18 protein-coding genes are annotated in these 15,317 nt (G+C 45.1%); 9 read left to right on the top strand and 9 right to left on the bottom strand.

What is annotated here, in order from left to right; translation table 11 throughout:
• The first annotated feature begins 170 nt into the window (after positions 1–170).
• A complete protein-coding gene (locus tag FHW36_RS04670) occupies positions 171–2,615 on the top strand; it encodes a DUF5686 family protein (RefSeq protein WP_186452303.1) in 2,445 nt (814 codons plus the stop codon).
• Between the two features lie 9 nt (positions 2,616–2,624).
• Entirely contained in the window at positions 2,625–3,017 is a 393-nt protein-coding gene (locus FHW36_RS04665) for a hypothetical protein (protein WP_145662974.1), read from the top strand.
• 115 nt (positions 3,018–3,132) lie between these two features.
• Here FHW36_RS04665 and FHW36_RS04660 read toward each other — a convergent pair whose 3' ends face one another.
• The gene (locus FHW36_RS04660; protein WP_145662971.1) at positions 3,133–4,314 is read right to left on the bottom strand and encodes an aspartate aminotransferase family protein; all 1,182 of its coding nucleotides are present in this window, start codon (positions 4,312–4,314) and stop codon (positions 3,133–3,135) included.
• Between the two features lie 88 nt (positions 4,315–4,402).
• Here FHW36_RS04660 and FHW36_RS04655 point away from each other — a divergent pair, with 88 nt between their 5' ends.
• The 3 genes from FHW36_RS04655 to FHW36_RS30410 are packed head-to-tail and all read left to right on the top strand — an operon-like array spanning position 4,403 to position 5,296.
• The gene (locus tag FHW36_RS04655) at positions 4,403–4,936 is read left to right on the top strand and encodes a gamma carbonic anhydrase family protein (protein WP_145662968.1); all 534 of its coding nucleotides are present in this window, start codon (positions 4,403–4,405) and stop codon (positions 4,934–4,936) included.
• Between the two features lie 50 nt (positions 4,937–4,986).
• Positions 4,987–5,139, top strand: a complete 153-nt coding sequence (locus tag FHW36_RS30415) for a hypothetical protein (RefSeq protein ID WP_168738594.1) — start codon at positions 4,987–4,989, stop codon at positions 5,137–5,139.
• Positions 5,140–5,149: 10 nt separating this feature from the next.
• Positions 5,150–5,296 (top strand): hypothetical protein, encoded by a 147-nt coding sequence (locus FHW36_RS30410; protein ID WP_186452302.1) that lies wholly within the window; start codon positions 5,150–5,152, stop codon positions 5,294–5,296.
• Positions 5,297–5,306: 10 nt separating this feature from the next.
• Here the strand turns inward: FHW36_RS30410 and rsgA are convergent, their stop codons facing one another.
• From rsgA to FHW36_RS04630, 5 genes are all read right to left on the bottom strand, one after another.
• A complete protein-coding gene (rsgA, locus tag FHW36_RS04650) occupies positions 5,307–6,242 on the bottom strand; it encodes a ribosome small subunit-dependent GTPase A (RefSeq protein WP_145662965.1) in 936 nt (311 codons plus the stop codon).
• Between the two features lie 121 nt (positions 6,243–6,363).
• Positions 6,364–7,374 (bottom strand): vWA domain-containing protein, encoded by a 1,011-nt coding sequence (locus tag FHW36_RS04645; RefSeq protein ID WP_186452301.1) that lies wholly within the window; start codon positions 7,372–7,374, stop codon positions 6,364–6,366.
• A gap of 29 nt (positions 7,375–7,403) precedes the next feature.
• On the bottom strand, positions 7,404–8,399 hold the full coding sequence (locus FHW36_RS04640; RefSeq protein ID WP_145662957.1) for a protein BatD: 996 nt from the start codon (positions 8,397–8,399) through the stop codon (positions 7,404–7,406).
• Between the two features lie 24 nt (positions 8,400–8,423).
• Positions 8,424–9,293 (bottom strand): DUF58 domain-containing protein, encoded by an 870-nt coding sequence (locus tag FHW36_RS04635; protein ID WP_186452300.1) that lies wholly within the window; start codon positions 9,291–9,293, stop codon positions 8,424–8,426.
• A 51-nt stretch (positions 9,294–9,344) separates the two neighbouring features.
• Positions 9,345–10,346: an AAA family ATPase gene (locus FHW36_RS04630; protein WP_145662948.1), complete on the bottom strand. Its 1,002-nt coding sequence runs from the start codon at positions 10,344–10,346 to the stop codon at positions 9,345–9,347.
• 216 nt (positions 10,347–10,562) lie between these two features.
• Between FHW36_RS04630 and FHW36_RS04625 the strand changes: the two genes are divergently transcribed.
• The 4 genes from FHW36_RS04625 (at position 10,563) to FHW36_RS04610 (ending at position 12,511) form a co-directional block, all read left to right on the top strand.
• Positions 10,563–10,901, top strand: a complete 339-nt coding sequence (locus tag FHW36_RS04625; RefSeq protein WP_145662945.1) for a hypothetical protein — start codon at positions 10,563–10,565, stop codon at positions 10,899–10,901.
• Between the two features lie 9 nt (positions 10,902–10,910).
• Positions 10,911–11,573, top strand: coding sequence for a peptidylprolyl isomerase (locus tag FHW36_RS04620; RefSeq protein WP_145662942.1), 663 nt, complete (start codon positions 10,911–10,913; stop codon positions 11,571–11,573).
• A 67-nt stretch (positions 11,574–11,640) separates the two neighbouring features.
• A complete protein-coding gene (gene gcvH, locus FHW36_RS04615; protein WP_145662939.1) occupies positions 11,641–12,021 on the top strand; it encodes a glycine cleavage system protein GcvH in 381 nt (126 codons plus the stop codon).
• Positions 12,022–12,118: 97 nt separating this feature from the next.
• On the top strand, positions 12,119–12,511 hold the full coding sequence (locus tag FHW36_RS04610) for a VanZ family protein (RefSeq protein ID WP_145662936.1): 393 nt from the start codon (positions 12,119–12,121) through the stop codon (positions 12,509–12,511).
• Between the two features lie 64 nt (positions 12,512–12,575).
• Here FHW36_RS04610 and FHW36_RS04605 read toward each other — a convergent pair whose 3' ends face one another.
• The 3 genes from FHW36_RS04605 to prfA form a co-directional block, all read right to left on the bottom strand.
• On the bottom strand, positions 12,576–13,256 hold the full coding sequence (locus FHW36_RS04605; RefSeq protein WP_145662933.1) for an OmpA family protein: 681 nt from the start codon (positions 13,254–13,256) through the stop codon (positions 12,576–12,578).
• Positions 13,257–13,482: 226 nt separating this feature from the next.
• Entirely contained in the window at positions 13,483–14,061 is a 579-nt protein-coding gene (locus FHW36_RS04600; protein ID WP_145662928.1) for a hypothetical protein, read from the bottom strand.
• A gap of 180 nt (positions 14,062–14,241) precedes the next feature.
• Positions 14,242–15,306, bottom strand: coding sequence for a peptide chain release factor 1 (prfA, locus tag FHW36_RS04595; RefSeq protein WP_145662923.1), 1,065 nt, complete (start codon positions 15,304–15,306; stop codon positions 14,242–14,244).
• Positions 15,307–15,317: the final 11 nt, after the last annotated feature.

Raw genomic sequence — 15,317 nt, 5'->3', positions numbered from 1 at the left:
TAAAAGAAAAACTTTATTCTCAAAATATATTTTTTTCAAATACCGACGTTACCTGGAGGATAGTAACTATCAGGATTCGCAATAAATAGTATAATATTGTTGTAGATATGATTGGCTGGAAAAGAATATTAGCAATAATTTTTGGCGTAAGCGTTTGGAGTTCAGTCTTGATGGCGCAACAGTATAAAGTGAGCGGGGTAGTAAGAGACGCGCATTCACAGGAAATCATTCCCTTCGCTACGCTGCAATTCGTACGTACCCAAACGGGTATGGTTAGTAACGCGGAAGGTAAATACCTTTTCGAATTGAATGTTATCCCATCAGATTCAATACTGGTAAGGGTAATGGGTTACAACATCCTAAAAATGCCGGTCAACCGGGAATTGAAAGAACAAACCATCAACTTCGACATTACCCGCTCCGATGTTTCCCTTAAAACATATGAAGTAAAAGCCAACGTAAATTTTGCCCTTATCCTCCTCCGGCAAATCGTTAAACATAAACCCGAAAATAACTACAACCGACTCAATAGCTACCGCTACGAAGTGTATAATAAACTGGAGCTGGACATGAAAAATCTCAACAAAGAAAAGTTGGGAAAAAATCGCTTCACTAAACCATTCGCTTTTATACTCGACAATATCGACAGTACCTCGGAAGAGAAACCCTTTTTACCCATTTTCCTTACAGAATCACTGTCTGATTACTACTTCCAGTCAAGCCCCCGCAAAACCAAGGAAATTATACGTGCTGCCCGTACCTCCGGTATCGATAATGAAAGCGTTACCAAATTCCTCGGAGGCATGTACCAGAACGTTAATATATACGACAACTTCATCCCTGTATTCGATAAACAATTTGTAAGCCCCATTCACCATAATGGCGCATTTTACTACGACTACTCCATTGCCGACACGCAATACATCAGCGGGCAACGGTTCATTAAACTAAACTTTACACCTAAACGAAAAGGGGAAAATACGTTTATCGGCGATCTCTGGGTACATGATACTACTTATGCCGTACAGAAAACAACGCTGTCAGTACCCCGCGATGCCAACATCAACTTCGTACATAAAATAAGTATGGTACAGGAATTTCGTCAGCTGGCCGACAGCTCCTGGTTCCTGTATAAAGATAAATTTATAGCCGACTTCTGGGCTCCCAGTCCCAAACCCGGAAGAACACTGGATTTCATAGGTCGCAAAACAACAACCTATGATAACGTGATTACGAATGATACTGCCGCAACCAACATCTTCAGTAATAAAAAATATCCTGAAAATGTAATAGTGCTGGATAGCGCCCGTAACCGGAAAGACTCTTTCTGGATCAACAACCGGCCTGAAGATCTCAGCAAAAATGAAGAAGGTATTTATAAAATGGTGGATACCCTTCAGAAAATGCCGCTTTTCAGAACCTATTCCAATACCATCCGATTCCTGGCCACCGGCTATAAACCTCTCGGCCCCATAGAGTGGGGACCTTACTACTACCTGTTTTCCCAAAACAGGCTGGAAGGATTCCGCCTGCGGCTCGACCTCGGTACTACTCCCAAATTCAATAAAGACCTGTACCTCTACGGGTACCTGGCCTATGGCTTCAAAGACCAGGTGTATAAAGGGAAAATGTCGGCCCTCTGGCTGCTGAAAAGACATCCACGCACCTACCTGTATGCGGCCTATACCCGCGACCTCGATAATGGTACCCATTATTATGATGAAGTAGGCACCGATAACATATTTACCCTCGCTATCCGTAAAGGAGGCGTCCCTCAAAAGTTTTTAATGGTCGATGAAAAACGGGTAGAATTCTTCAAGGAATATTACAGCGGATTCTCCCACCAGATATCCTTATCTCACAAGCGGGTAAGGCCTTTTGATCCGTTACCTACTACTGCTTTTTATCCTAAAGAGCCCAATGGCCGCGATCCGCTGACCAATATGGAAGTAGAAGTAAAATTCCGTTATGCCTTCCATGAGCAATTCCTGGAAGGAAATTACTACCGCATCAGCCTGGGCAGTAAATTCCCTATTGCAGAAATGAAGTTTGCAGCGGGCATCCCGGGTATCGCCAACAGCGGACAAAAATATGAACGCCTGTCGCTCAGTGTATCCGACTACGTGAAACTTCCGCCGTTTGGCTCGTTTTACTACAACGTATTTGCCGGTAAAATTTTTGGTACTGTACCTTACACTTCCCTGGAAGTACATCCCGGTAACGAAATCTATTACTACAATAAATACGCGTTTAATATGATGAACCGCTTCGAGTTTATCAGCGACCAATACGTAGGATTCAACGTAGAACATACCATCGGTAATGGTATCTTCGGTTATATTCCTTTAATTAAAAAACTGAAATGGCGGCAGTTCTGGACCGCCAAAGGCGTGATAGGTTCTTTATCCGACTCCAACAAACAATTAAACCTGAACAACGGTTTTGCATTTAAAACCTTACAGGGAAATCCTTACCTGGAGCTGGGAACAGGTATAGAAAATATCTTCAAATTTCTGCGGGTAGACTTTATCTGGAGAGTAACACCGGATGTACAGCCAGGCGAATCTGCCAACAAACGTTTTGGAGTATTCGGTAGCTTCAAACTGCAATTTTAATCGCTGCACATGAAAGATGTAACGCATACGCCACTGTTCGAATGTATGATGACCGGTGAAATAGATGGGCATCCTTACGATTTGCACAACGACTATCAATGCATCAAAATACATCTAAATGGGGCAGAGAAAAAATTACAGCTACGCTTCATTAACGACGACTATAAAATCATCGTGGAATTTCACCAGGTAACCGTTACCAACTTTGCGATTTCGCCTGAGAAAGCAGGCAAAACCGGTACCCTTGACCAGTTCTACCGGGGCCGGTTTAAATTCAATAACAACCTGCATGAAATATCTTCTTCGGGAAAATACTATTACTACCTGGCATTGCTGGAAAATGATACGATAGAATTATTGGCTAAACGCGTTACTATGGCAATTAGCAGACTGAATTCCTAGATCATGAAATACTTTTGTTATTACAGCTATAACTGATACGATTACACGTAATATGATAAAATAAAAGTGCCGCAGAATACTATTCCTGCGGCGTTCCTTATTAATAATAACAATATTATGGTTGCCCCGCCGCTTCGCAAATCACAGCACAGGCCCATTTAATTTCTTCTTCTGTAATAATCAATGGTGGTGCAATGCGCATACATTCTGCTGCAAAGAGGAACCAATCGGTGAGTACTCCTTTTTCAATACAGTAGTCAATCACTTTTTTATTGACAGCAAAGCTCTCAAATTCCACCGCAATCATTAGCCCCAGGGAGCGCACTGATTTGATTGCCGGATGCCGGAGGTATTGTAAAAACACCTGTTCCTTTGCTTTCACGTCTTTCACCAGGTCCTGGTCCAACAGGGCCTGGAAGCCGGCGCGGCCGGCGGCACAATTCACCGGATGTCCGCCAAAGGTAGTGATATGTCCCAGTACGGGGTTGTTGGTGAGTGTCCACATAATATCGTGGGAGCTGATAAAGGCGCCTAACGGCATACCTCCGCCGAGTGCTTTCCCCAGCAACAATACATCTGGCTCAATACCAAATTGCTCGAAGGCCCAGAGGGTTCCATTTCTCCCAAATCCGCATTGTATTTCATCTAATATCAGCAGGGCGCCAGTGGCGGTACACCGCTCGCGAAGTGCGTGTATCCATTTCCGTTGTGGTACATTTACCCCGCCTTCTGCCTGTACCGATTCAGCGATTACGGCGGCGGTATGTTCTGTAATCAATGCCAGGGAATCGAAATTATTATACTCGAGGTGTTGAATACCGGGTAATAACGGCCGATAGGCATTACGCCAGTATTCATCTCCCAGGATACTTAATGCGCCCTGGGTAGACCCGTGATAGCTGCGGTTAAAAGCGGCGATCTCTGTTCGGCCGGTATAGCGTTTGGCCAGTTTCATGGCTCCTTCTACCGCTTCTGCACCCGAATTGGTAAAGTATACGCAATTCAACTGCGCTGGCAAATGCTGGGTGAGCAGGCTGGCAAAGGCCACCTGTGGCGATTGTACAAACTCGCCATATACCAGCAAGTGCATATATTGTTGCGCTTGTTCCTGTATAGCCTTTACTACAGCCGGATGGCAGTGCCCTACATTACATACGCTGATACCAGCTATCAGGTCCAGGTAACGCTTACCGGCAGCATCCCACATGTACATGCCTTCGGCTTTCACAATCTCCAGGGCCAGGGGAGCATCCGACGTTTGCGCTACGTGCTGCAAAAAAAGTTGCCTGTTGTTCATACATTCTACGCTGTTCTTTGCGAAGTTAGAAAACAACTGCTAATTAGTAATTGTTATATTTGTAACATCAGCATTAAAACACATCATTATGGCGTACATTATACCACTACGAGGCGTTACTCCTCAAATTGCAGACGATTGTTTCATTGCCCCCAATGCTACTATTGTAGGGGATGTAGTAATGGGTAAGGGTTGTACAGTATGGTTCAACGCGGTTGTTCGGGGCGATGTAAACAGCATACGTCTCGGCGAAAACGTAAATGTGCAGGATGGCGCCGTGATTCACTGTACTTATGAAAAATCAAAAACGATCGTAGGTAATAATGTGTCTATTGGCCATAATGCTATCCTCCACGGATGCAAGATCGACGACGATGTACTGATTGGTATGGGGGCTATCGTAATGGACAATGCACATGTAAGCAGCAACAGCATCATTGCTGCCGGCGCTGTAGTACTTGCAGGTACCCATGTAGAGCCCGGCTCTATCTACGCAGGCGTTCCCGCCAGGAAAGTAAAAGATATTGATATGGTGCTCATTAAGGGCGAAATCAACCGCATTTCCAAAAATTATAACATGTATGCCTCCTGGTATGATGAAGCAGCAGAAGTAAAACCATAATCTACACATGTTATAGAAAAATATTATATTGCAGGCAAATAGATCCCCCTATGAAAACAATTCTGTGCCTGCTCCTATTGGGCAGCATCCTGTTTGCCAGCTGTTCGTCTGAGAAAACAGGATGCCCCGCTTCCAACTACTACACGAAAGATATCAAGCAATCTAACCGCAAGGCGGGCAAACAAATGAGTCGTTTATTCTAAAAAATCACTCATGCAAAAGAAAGTTTGCCTGGTCCTGCTATTGGCTGTTGCCTTACTGGCAGCCTGCCGTACACAAAAGAAAGGATGTCCGCAACCCCGCCGTAACTGGGGCGCTGAAAAAGTACTGGATGAATTAGGGAAACCTAAACACCGATAGATAACGCTAACTAGTATTGGTCTTCCGTAATGGTTTCGAGGATAGTGGCGTAACTCACATACCGGTCGGCATCAATGTCGCCCTCTTCTACCGCTGCTTTTACCGCGCAGCCGGGCTCGTTGATATGCAGGCAGTTGTTGAACTGGCATTGCGAAATATAAGGCTGCATTTCCAGGAAATAATGCGATAATTCTGCTTTGGGGATATCTACGATGCCAAATTCCCTGACGCCCGGGGTATCGATCAAACGGCCGCCAAAAGGCAAATCGTACATTTCTGCGGAGGTGGTAGTATGTAACCCTTTACCACTCCAGCCGCTCACCGCTTTGGTTTTGAGATCCAGGCCCGGCATCAGTACATTGATCAACGATGATTTACCCACACCCGAATGGCCGGCCATCAGGGTGGTTTTATCTTTCAGTAAGGCTCTTACCTCATCAATACCTTCATCATTAGCAGCAGAAGTTAACAATATCTGGTAGCCAATACTGTTGTAAAGTGCTGCAAGTTCAGCAAATTTATCGGCTTCTTTTTCCCGGTAAATATCTTTTTTGTTAAACACCAGTATCACCGGAATATGATAGGCCGCTGCGGTTACCAGGAAGCGGTCAATAAAGCCCTGCGAGGTACGCGGTTCCTTTACAGTACATATCAGCATGGCCTGGTCCATATTCGCTGCCACAATATGCTTTTTGTTTTTCCCATGGGGAGAACTGCGTACAATATAATTCTTACGGGCGCCAATTCCTGTGATGATAGCATTTTTAGCATTGGCATCGCTATCGTCCGGGGCTATTTCTACGATGTCGCCTACCGCAATGGGATTAGTAGAGGTAATGTCTTCATCTTTTTTGAAAACACCTCTCATTCTTGCCTGAAACGTTTCATCTGTGGTGGTTTTCACCGCATACCAGCTACCTGTCGATTTATATACTGTTGCTTGCAATATTGTTTGTTATTGATTAGGAGTAACAAAGGTAGGGTATTCGCGGATAAAAGTTTGGGGAGATGGATACCGCCAGGTGGTATCCATCTCCCCAAATATGGTAACTGTTATACCAGCCGGCCTAGGGCAGGCTCTTAAACAGGCTATAGCGCAGTATTACTTCCAGTAATATACATGCCAGTGCTATCATGGCCAGGATGAAGAAATGCTCTGCAAAACGTTTGTAAGAGGTAATCTCTACCTTGGTTTTCTCCAGCTGGTCAATTTCATTATAGATGTTCTTTAAATCGGTGGTGTTGGTAGCACGGAAATATTTACCACCGGTTTCTTTGGAAATTTTCTTCATCAGCGGTTCGTCGATCTGTACATCCTGCATCACCATTTGCACCGTACCATCAGCCATGGGCATAGGAAACGGCGCTTTGCCTATTGTTCCTACCCCAATGGTGTATACCCTGATTTTAAACGCCTTGGATATTTCCAGCGCTGTCAGTGGGTCTATCAACCCTGTGTTGTTAACCCCGTCTGTGAGCAGGATAATCACTTTGCTTTTAGCGTGACTGTTGCGCAAGCGGTCTACCGAAGTAGCCAATCCCATACCGATGGCAGTACCATCCTGCAGCATGCCGCTTTTCACCTGCATGATCTGGTTTTTCAGTACCGCATGATCTGTGGTGATAGGGCATTGGGTAAAGCTTTCGCCGGAAAACACCACCAGCCCGATACGGTCGCTGATACGCTTGTCAACAAAGTCCATGGCCACTTTCTTGGCGGCCTCCATACGGTTAGGTTGCAGGTCTTCCGCCAGCATACTACCCGAAATATCTATCGCCATTACGATGTCAATCCCTTCACTGTCGATACTTTCAGACGTGTTGGAAGTTTGCGGGCGTGCCAGGGCCACAATCAGGGCAACTACGGCCAGTAACCGCAGTACCAGCAGTAAGGGTCTGAAACGCACCTTCCAGGATACCGGTAAGCCTTTTAATCCTTCAATGGAAGATACCATCATAACGCTCTGCCGGCCTTTGCGCCTGGCAAAATACCAGTATATCAGCACCGGTACCAGCAGCAACAGCCACAGGTAAGCCGGATAGGCAAATTCAATATTTTTCCACGTTGAAAAATCCATCAATTTTCTAATTAAGATCCATTCTGGCTTTATGCTTGTTGTTTCTCGGCAGCAGTTCCGTCTTCCTCTGTAGCACCCGCTTTAGGCCTGGTCCATTCAAGGATTTCTTCCGCCTTCACCATACAATCTTCGTGTTCATCTGCCGTTGGTTGCAGTTTGGCAAACTTCGCCAGGTCGGCAATAGCCAGCAAACTACGCAGCTTATCCCTTTGCTGATTCAGCTTGGTAACTGGTTTAATATTCTGTAATAACTCCTCACTGGTTTGTTCCAGCGCGGCGATATTAAACTGGTGCTCAAAATAAGTACGCAAAATATCTGTTAACCGGGTATAGTATTGCTTTACATCACCCTGTTGCCATAGCTTTTCCTCTTTCAGTGTTTTCAGCTGCCGGGTAGCCAGTTCATACGGCGATATAGTAGGTGTATTTACCACCGGCGCTTTCTCCGGTCTGGAACGGAAATACCATATCAGACCACCTATGATCAACACAATACCTGCACCAATAGCGATATACAACCAGTAATCCCAGATGCTCCAGGGTACGGCCTGTACGGCTTTAATCGGTTTAAATGCTTTAGTGGTATCTACGGCTACTGTATTTACATCGATGCCGATGGGAAGGGTCACCGCAGAATCTGCCGCTGCATTGGCGCCGGTAATCACTTCAAACCTCATGGGAGGTATCTGCCAATGGCCCGAATCAAAACTGGTGAGGGTAAAAGTCTGGTGAAGGGTATGTACATCCTGAGTGCTCACTGTATCCAGGGAAGTGCGTGTTATTACTTCAAAGTGCTCAAGTGAGTCAGGTAATACCGGGAATATTATTTTAAAGTTGGGATCCTTAAACTGTGCAGGCGTCAGGGTGGCAGTCAGTTGCAGTTTGATCTGTTCACCTATCCTGATGCTATTTGTGTCTGCTTTGGCAGTTACATCTACGGCCTGCTGTGCCAGCAAGCTGAAAGGATATAACAACCCAAGTAAGCAAGATAAAAATATACGCCTGATAACTTGTTGTTTATGCATGTTTAATTTGCTCTCCTTTATTATTTACGCCCTCTTCAGGAAAAATGTTTGTAACGCCTTTACATAGTCTTCATCGGTACGTATGCTTACCAGTTCTGCGCCACTTTTCATAAATGCATTTTTACAATATTGTGAATGCTGCAGAAACTGTTGTTCATAGTACTGACGCACGCGGCGATCGGAGGTATCTATCCATTGAGTAGCGCCGGTTTCAGCATCTGCCACCTGTATGAGTCCTACCGGCGGAAGATCTTTATCCCGTTGATCGTATACCTGTACGCCTACTACATCGTGGCGCTTGGCTGCAATGTTCAGCGCATCCTGGTAATTTCCTGAGAGAAAATCGCTCAGCACAAAAACGATGCTGCGTTTTTTATTGGCATTGTTAAAGAAACGCAGGGTTTCATTAATATTGGTTCCTTTTCGTTTAGGCGTAAACGATAGTAGCTCCCGGATAATAAACAGGATATGCGATTTACCTTTTTTAGGGGGAATGTATTTTTCCATCCCGTCGCTGAAAAAGATCACGCCAACTTTATCGTTGTTCTTGATCGCTGAAAATGCCAGTACAGCGCAGAGTTCAGTGATCAGGTCGCGCTTATCCTGCTTTTTGGTACCAAAAGCCGAGCTTTCACTCATATCTACCAGCAGCATCACGGTCAGCTCTCTTTCCTCTTCAAAAACCTTCACAAAAGGGTGGTTGAACCGTGCTGTTACATTCCAGTCGATAGACCTTACATCATCTCCAAAATGGTAATCCCTTACCTCGCTGAATGACATACCACGGCCTTTGAAGGCGCTATGGTATTCACCTGCAAAGATGTGGTTGGTAAGCCCTTTCGTCTTGATTTCTAATTGTCTTACCTTTTTTAATATTTCAGCCGTATCCAACATGAAAAATCTTGAGTTAGGTGTGATGAATATAATCAGCGGGAATCGCTGTTATCATGGAACCTCTACGGCGTTGAGGATTTCGCTCAATATATTTTCGCTGGTAACGTTTTCTGCTTCCGCTTCGTAGGTTAAGCCTACACGGTGACGCATTACATCAAAGCAGATGTTGCGTACATCTTCCGGAATAACGTAACCGCGTCGTTTCATGAAAGCATAGGCTTTTGCTGCCCAGGCCAGGTTAATACTGGCCCTCGGCGAACCACCATAAGCAATGAGTGGTTTCAGCTTATTCAGCTTATAGTCTTCCGGGTTACGGGTAGCAAAAACGATATCGAGAATGTATTTTTCAATCTTCTCATCCATATATACCTCTCTTACCAGCTTACGGGCTTCAATGATATCTGAAGGCTGTATGATAGCGCGGATAGGGGAGGACGCTTCCGGGTTCAGGTTCTGACGGATAATCAGTTTTTCTTCTTCTTTGGTCGGGTAACCGATCACTACTTTCAGCATGAAACGGTCTACCTGCGCTTCCGGCAAGGTGTAGGTACCTTCCTGCTCTATCGGGTTCTGGGTAGCCAGTACCAGGAAGGGCTCATCCAGCTTAAAGGTGTTGTCGCCGATGGTAATTTGTCTTTCCTGCATGGCTTCCAGCAGGGCGCTTTGCACTTTGGCCGGGGCACGGTTGATTTCATCTGCCAGGATAAAATTGGCGAAGATGGGACCTCTGCGTACTACAAATTCATTCTTCTGCTGGTTGTAGATCATAGTACCTATCACGTCCGCCGGCAGGAGGTCGGGCGTAAACTGTATACGACTGAATTTAGCGTTGATAGCTGATGAGAGTGATTTAATCGACAGCGTTTTAGCCAAACCAGGCACACCTTCCAGCAATACGTGGCCCTGGGCCAGTAAACCGATCAGCAGTCTTTCCACCATATAACGCTGGCCAACAATAACTTTACCTAACTCCATAGTGAGCAGGTCCACAAAGGCGCTGGCCTGGTGGATCTTCTCATTCAGTTGCCGGATATCGGACGATGTATTTTCCATGCTAATAATTTTTCAGGTGTGCTAAAATAAACATTCTCTGGTCAAATAAAACTTATCACTATGTGAAGAGGCCGTTAAAATGCTGTTAAACTTGCCACTGTGGCTACTTTAGCTGATATAATCATTTAACGGCGATGCCTAAATTAATAAAGCCGGGCATAATTATATAATATTTTTCCGTATACCGTACCTTTGCCGCACCTAAAGTAATAGAACATGGAAGATTTTGAGCAGCGCTGGAAACCGGTAGAGGAAATGCTTACCGCAAGGTTTGGTAAAACTCCCAATATGGAGGCCATCCTTTTCCTGATCGGCGTAAACGAACTAAATAACCTGAAAAAGAAATATACCAAAGAGCAAAAACAGGACCTGATGCACGTAGCGGTATGCACGCTGCTGAGCCAGAGTGGCTATTTTGAAATGGATGGCTATGACAAAGACGGCTGGCCTCATTTCAAAGAATTGCAGCCGGTCCCCAAAATGGAACTGGAAGAACAGGAACACTTCCTCAAAGAGCATATTATTGCTTACTTTGCTGGTCATGAAGAAGTATAATACCCTTGTATGAAAAAACTGCTGCTACTCCACACCCTTTTATTGTTGACCGTATTGTTTGCCGAAGGCCGGCACAGAAAGGTAAAAGTCTATACCCCCTACGGCACCATGGTCATCCGGTTATACGATCAAACGCCGAAACATCGCGATAACTTTCTCAAACTGGCCAGGAGCCACTTTTACGACAGTACCCTGTTTCACCGGGTCATTAATCAATTTATGATCCAGGGGGGAGATCCTGATTCGAAACATGCTCATACCGGCGATATGCTGGGCAATGGCGACGTAGGCTATACCATTCCACCGGAGTTTCAGCTCGACTTGTTTCACCGCAAAGGCGCGCTGGCAGCAGCCCGGGAAGACCGCCCAGACAAAGCCTCCTCCGGTTGCCAGTTCTATATTGTACAAGGCAAGGTATTTACCGATGAGCAGCTCGATAAACTGGAGAAAACCAGGCTAGGTGGCCGCAAAATCCCGGTAGACCAGCGACAGGTATATAAAACGGAAGGAGGTACCCCACACCTGGATCAAAGCTATACCGTATTTGGCCAGGTCATAAAAGGGATGGAAGTCATTGATAAAATTGCCGCCATTAAAACCGATGGCAACAACAGACCCGTCACAGACGTGCCTATGCGGATACGGGTAGTGAAGAAATGGCTGTTTTTTTAGTACAAAAAGAACTATTTATTTAATTGGGGCATTCTATGTATTTTTACGGCTCAAAATCAAACTTGATATGAATTTTCCGTCAAATCTGCGTTACACAAAAGATCACGAATGGATTTTATTAGAAGGTAATGTGGCTACCATCGGTATTACCGAATTTGCTCAACGTGAATTGGGAGATATCGTTTTCGTGGATATTAACTCACTGAACAAACTGATTAACGCTGAAGAAGTGTTTGGTACCGTAGAAGCAGTGAAAACCGTATCTGACCTGTTCATGCCCGTTGCCGGTACTGTAAGTGAAATCAACCCTGAACTGGATGGCTCACCGGAACTGGTAAACCAGGATCCATATGGTGATGGCTGGATGGTAAAGGTAACCGTTACTAACCCGGCTGATGTAAACGCCCTGTTGGATGCTGCTGCATACCAGGCGCTGATAGGTGAATAATTAACATTATAACCTCTTTTATATAGTAAGGACAACAGGCCTCGTTATGACGACCGGCCTGTTGTCCTTTTTACTGCATATCCAATAACATTGCTCCATGAAGCTCTTGAAATACTACCTGCCAGCTACTATATGGATCATCCTGATCCTCATTATATGTACCCTTCCGGGAAAGGATATTCCAACTAATTCATTTTTCGAAAAAGTACATTTCGACAAAATCGTCCATTTTGGCCTGTTTGGCGGTGTGGTATTGTTCCTCAGCCTGGGTATCTACCAGCAGAAAAGATATATATCGCCAGTAACCCTTATCACATTGGTGATCATTGCAGCCACTTACGGATTGGCTATTGAATTTATACAGAAGTACTGGGCCATTGGCCGCAGCTTCGATATATATGATATAGTAGCCGATACGCTCGGCGCTATCGCAGGCATATGGGTATTTAAAATTGTAAGACACCTGTTTTTCTCCGGCAGACATAAATAAAAAAACCCCTCCCGCTGAGGCGGAAGGGGATTATATCTGCTTATGAGAAATAAATATGCTTATATTATTGCTGACCAGCTTCTTTCTTCGCATCATTCTTCATCTTGTCATTCGCAAAGATAGAGAACTCACAACGACGGTTGATAGCGCGGTTAGCATCCGAATCGTTTGGTACTTTAGGTTGAGATTTACCATACCAGAAGCCCTGGATACGGTTAGCTGCAATGCCCTGTTGTTTCAGATATGCAATTACACTGTTGGTTCTTCTTTCAGATAAACCCATGTTATACGCATCTGTACCTTTATCGTCAGTATGACCTTCCACACGAACATAAGTATCTGGATACTTGTTCAGGATGGTAGCTAATTGTTTGATGTTGTCCTGTGCTACAGGCGACAGATCAGATTTGTCGAAACCGAATAATACTCCGGCATCAAATGTTACGTTAATACCTTCACCCACACGCTCTACGGTTGCATTTGGCACCTCAGTTTTAATTTCCTGTGCCTGTTTGTCCATTTTCTTACCGATCAAAGCACCACCTGCGCCACCTAAAGCAGCCCCAATAATAGCTCCTAATGCGGTATTACCGGCTACCTTACCAATTACGGCACCAGCGGCAGCGCCACCGCCTACGCCAATGGCAGCACCTTTCTTGGTATTGTCCATGCCCTGCCAGGTTTTACAACTGAACAACATGGTTACAGATAGGACCAAAGCTACCAGAACATTGATTTTTTTCATCATAATAATTTTAAACATGAAGGTTTTTAAGCATTAATTCCGTTGACAAAACTAATTGAAAATCCTGTAAACAAATATGCTGCCAATTTAATTTAATTTATGCAGCACATTGGTTATCAAACAAGTATACTCAACGAAAACAAGGCAAATATCGATAATATATATGATTAACAATATATATTCTAATATTGTTGCAGAATAGTAACAACTCAACCGGCAAAAAGGATCAACCTAACAGATTTTTTAATAATCCGCCAAAACCGCCACCAGCGTTCGCCTGCTGTTGTTGCGCCCCATTAGATAATAATCCCTTTAAATCTTCCAGGTTAACCTGCCCGTCGCCGTTGGTGTCTAAACCACCAGACAGTTTACCCAGTATGCCCTGCAGATTAATGCCCTGTGCCGAACCACCTGTGAGCGAATTCAGGATACCATCCAGGCTAAAGCTGCTGTTGGAAGGATCATTGGTTTTATGTACCAGTGAACCAAGTACCGCAGGAATAAGGCTGGCAGCCAGCTGTGTAGCGGCACCCTTGTCCAGGTTAAATTTTTCCAACAAGGTACCCACCAGGTTATTGGAAATATTGCTTACCACCGGGTTGCTGGCAGTTTCGCCGCCATTTCCGCTGAGTAACGACAATACTCCTTCTGTGTTGCCATTGGCCAGCTCTTGTTGTAAACCTGAAGCAATGGATTCAGTGGCAGCACCAATTACCGCTTCATTTTGTTCATTGGGAACAGCCGGGTTGTTCACCACAGCACCCTGTGCATGTTCGCGGACCAGGTCCATTAATTGCTCTAACATTGGAGATGATTTTTTAGGGAAGTAAAGGTTTGTTTTTAGTGCTATACCCTTGCTATTCAAGAGTACTGACTAAATGTAGGATATTTTGGGAAATTTAAAACGAGGTTGCGGAAAGATAACAACAGATCATTCTCCGGGTATCTTTCCGCAACATTACTATCAATTTTCTATAACAGCCGATTAATTACCTTGTTTCAGCTTTTCGGCATTCTCCGCAAACTGCAGAGCATCGATCATTTCTTTGATGTCGCCATTCATAAAGGCATCCATGTTATATACCGTCATACCAATACGGTGATCGGTTACACGCCCCTGGGGATAATTATAGGTCCGTATTTTGGCGGAACGATCGCCCGTAGATACCAGGCTCTTACGCTGTGAAGCAATAGCATCCTCGTGTTTACGTACTGCCGCTTCATAGATACGGGTACGCAGCATTTTCATGGCAATTTCACGGTTGGAGTGCTGGCTACGGCCTTCCTGGCACTCTACCACCACGCCGGTAGGTATGTGCGTAAGCCTTACCGCCGATTCGGTCTTGTTTACGTGCTGACCACCCGCACCAGAAGAACGGAAGGTATCCATCTTAATATCTGCCTCTCTTACATCTACATCCACCTCTTCTGCCTCTGGTAACACCGCTACGGTGGCAGCAGAAGTATGCACCCGACCTGAGGCTTCTGTAGCTGGCACCCGTTGTACACGGTGTACACCGGATTCAAATTTCAGGGTACCATATACATCGTCGCCGCTTACCTCCATCACGATTTCCTTGTAACCACCGGCAGAACCGGGGTTTTCACTCAGTAAACTGGTCGACCAGCCCTTCAGCTCACAGAAGCGGAGGTACATACGGAATAAGTCGCCCGCAAAGAGACTGGCCTCATCACCACCAGTACCCGCCCGGATTTCAAGAATAGCATTCTTTTCATCCTGGGGATCTTTAGGAATCAACAGGTTACGGATTTCCTCTTCGGCAGCACCCTTCTGCTCCTGTAATTCTTCCGTTTCGGCCTTGGCCAGCTCGCGCATTTCTTCATCGCCGCTGTCCAGCACCTCCTTGTTGAAGGCAATATTGTCCAGTAATTTACGGTAGGCATCATATGCCTTTACGATCTTCTCCAGCTGCCGGTATTCCTTGCTGAGCTGACCAAACTTCTTGTTATCACTCACCACTTCCGGGTTGGTAAGTGCCAGCGATACCTGCTCGAAACGACCTTTTATAGCTTCCAGTTTGTCTATCATAATTATATTTG

Origin of the sequence: Chitinophaga polysaccharea, assembly GCF_007829335.1 — a bacterium.
Classification (GTDB): Bacteria; Bacteroidota; Bacteroidia; order Chitinophagales; family Chitinophagaceae; genus Chitinophaga; species Chitinophaga polysaccharea_B.
The sequence above is the reverse complement of the archived record's forward strand: the minus strand, read 5'-3'. Positions and strand labels throughout refer to the sequence as shown.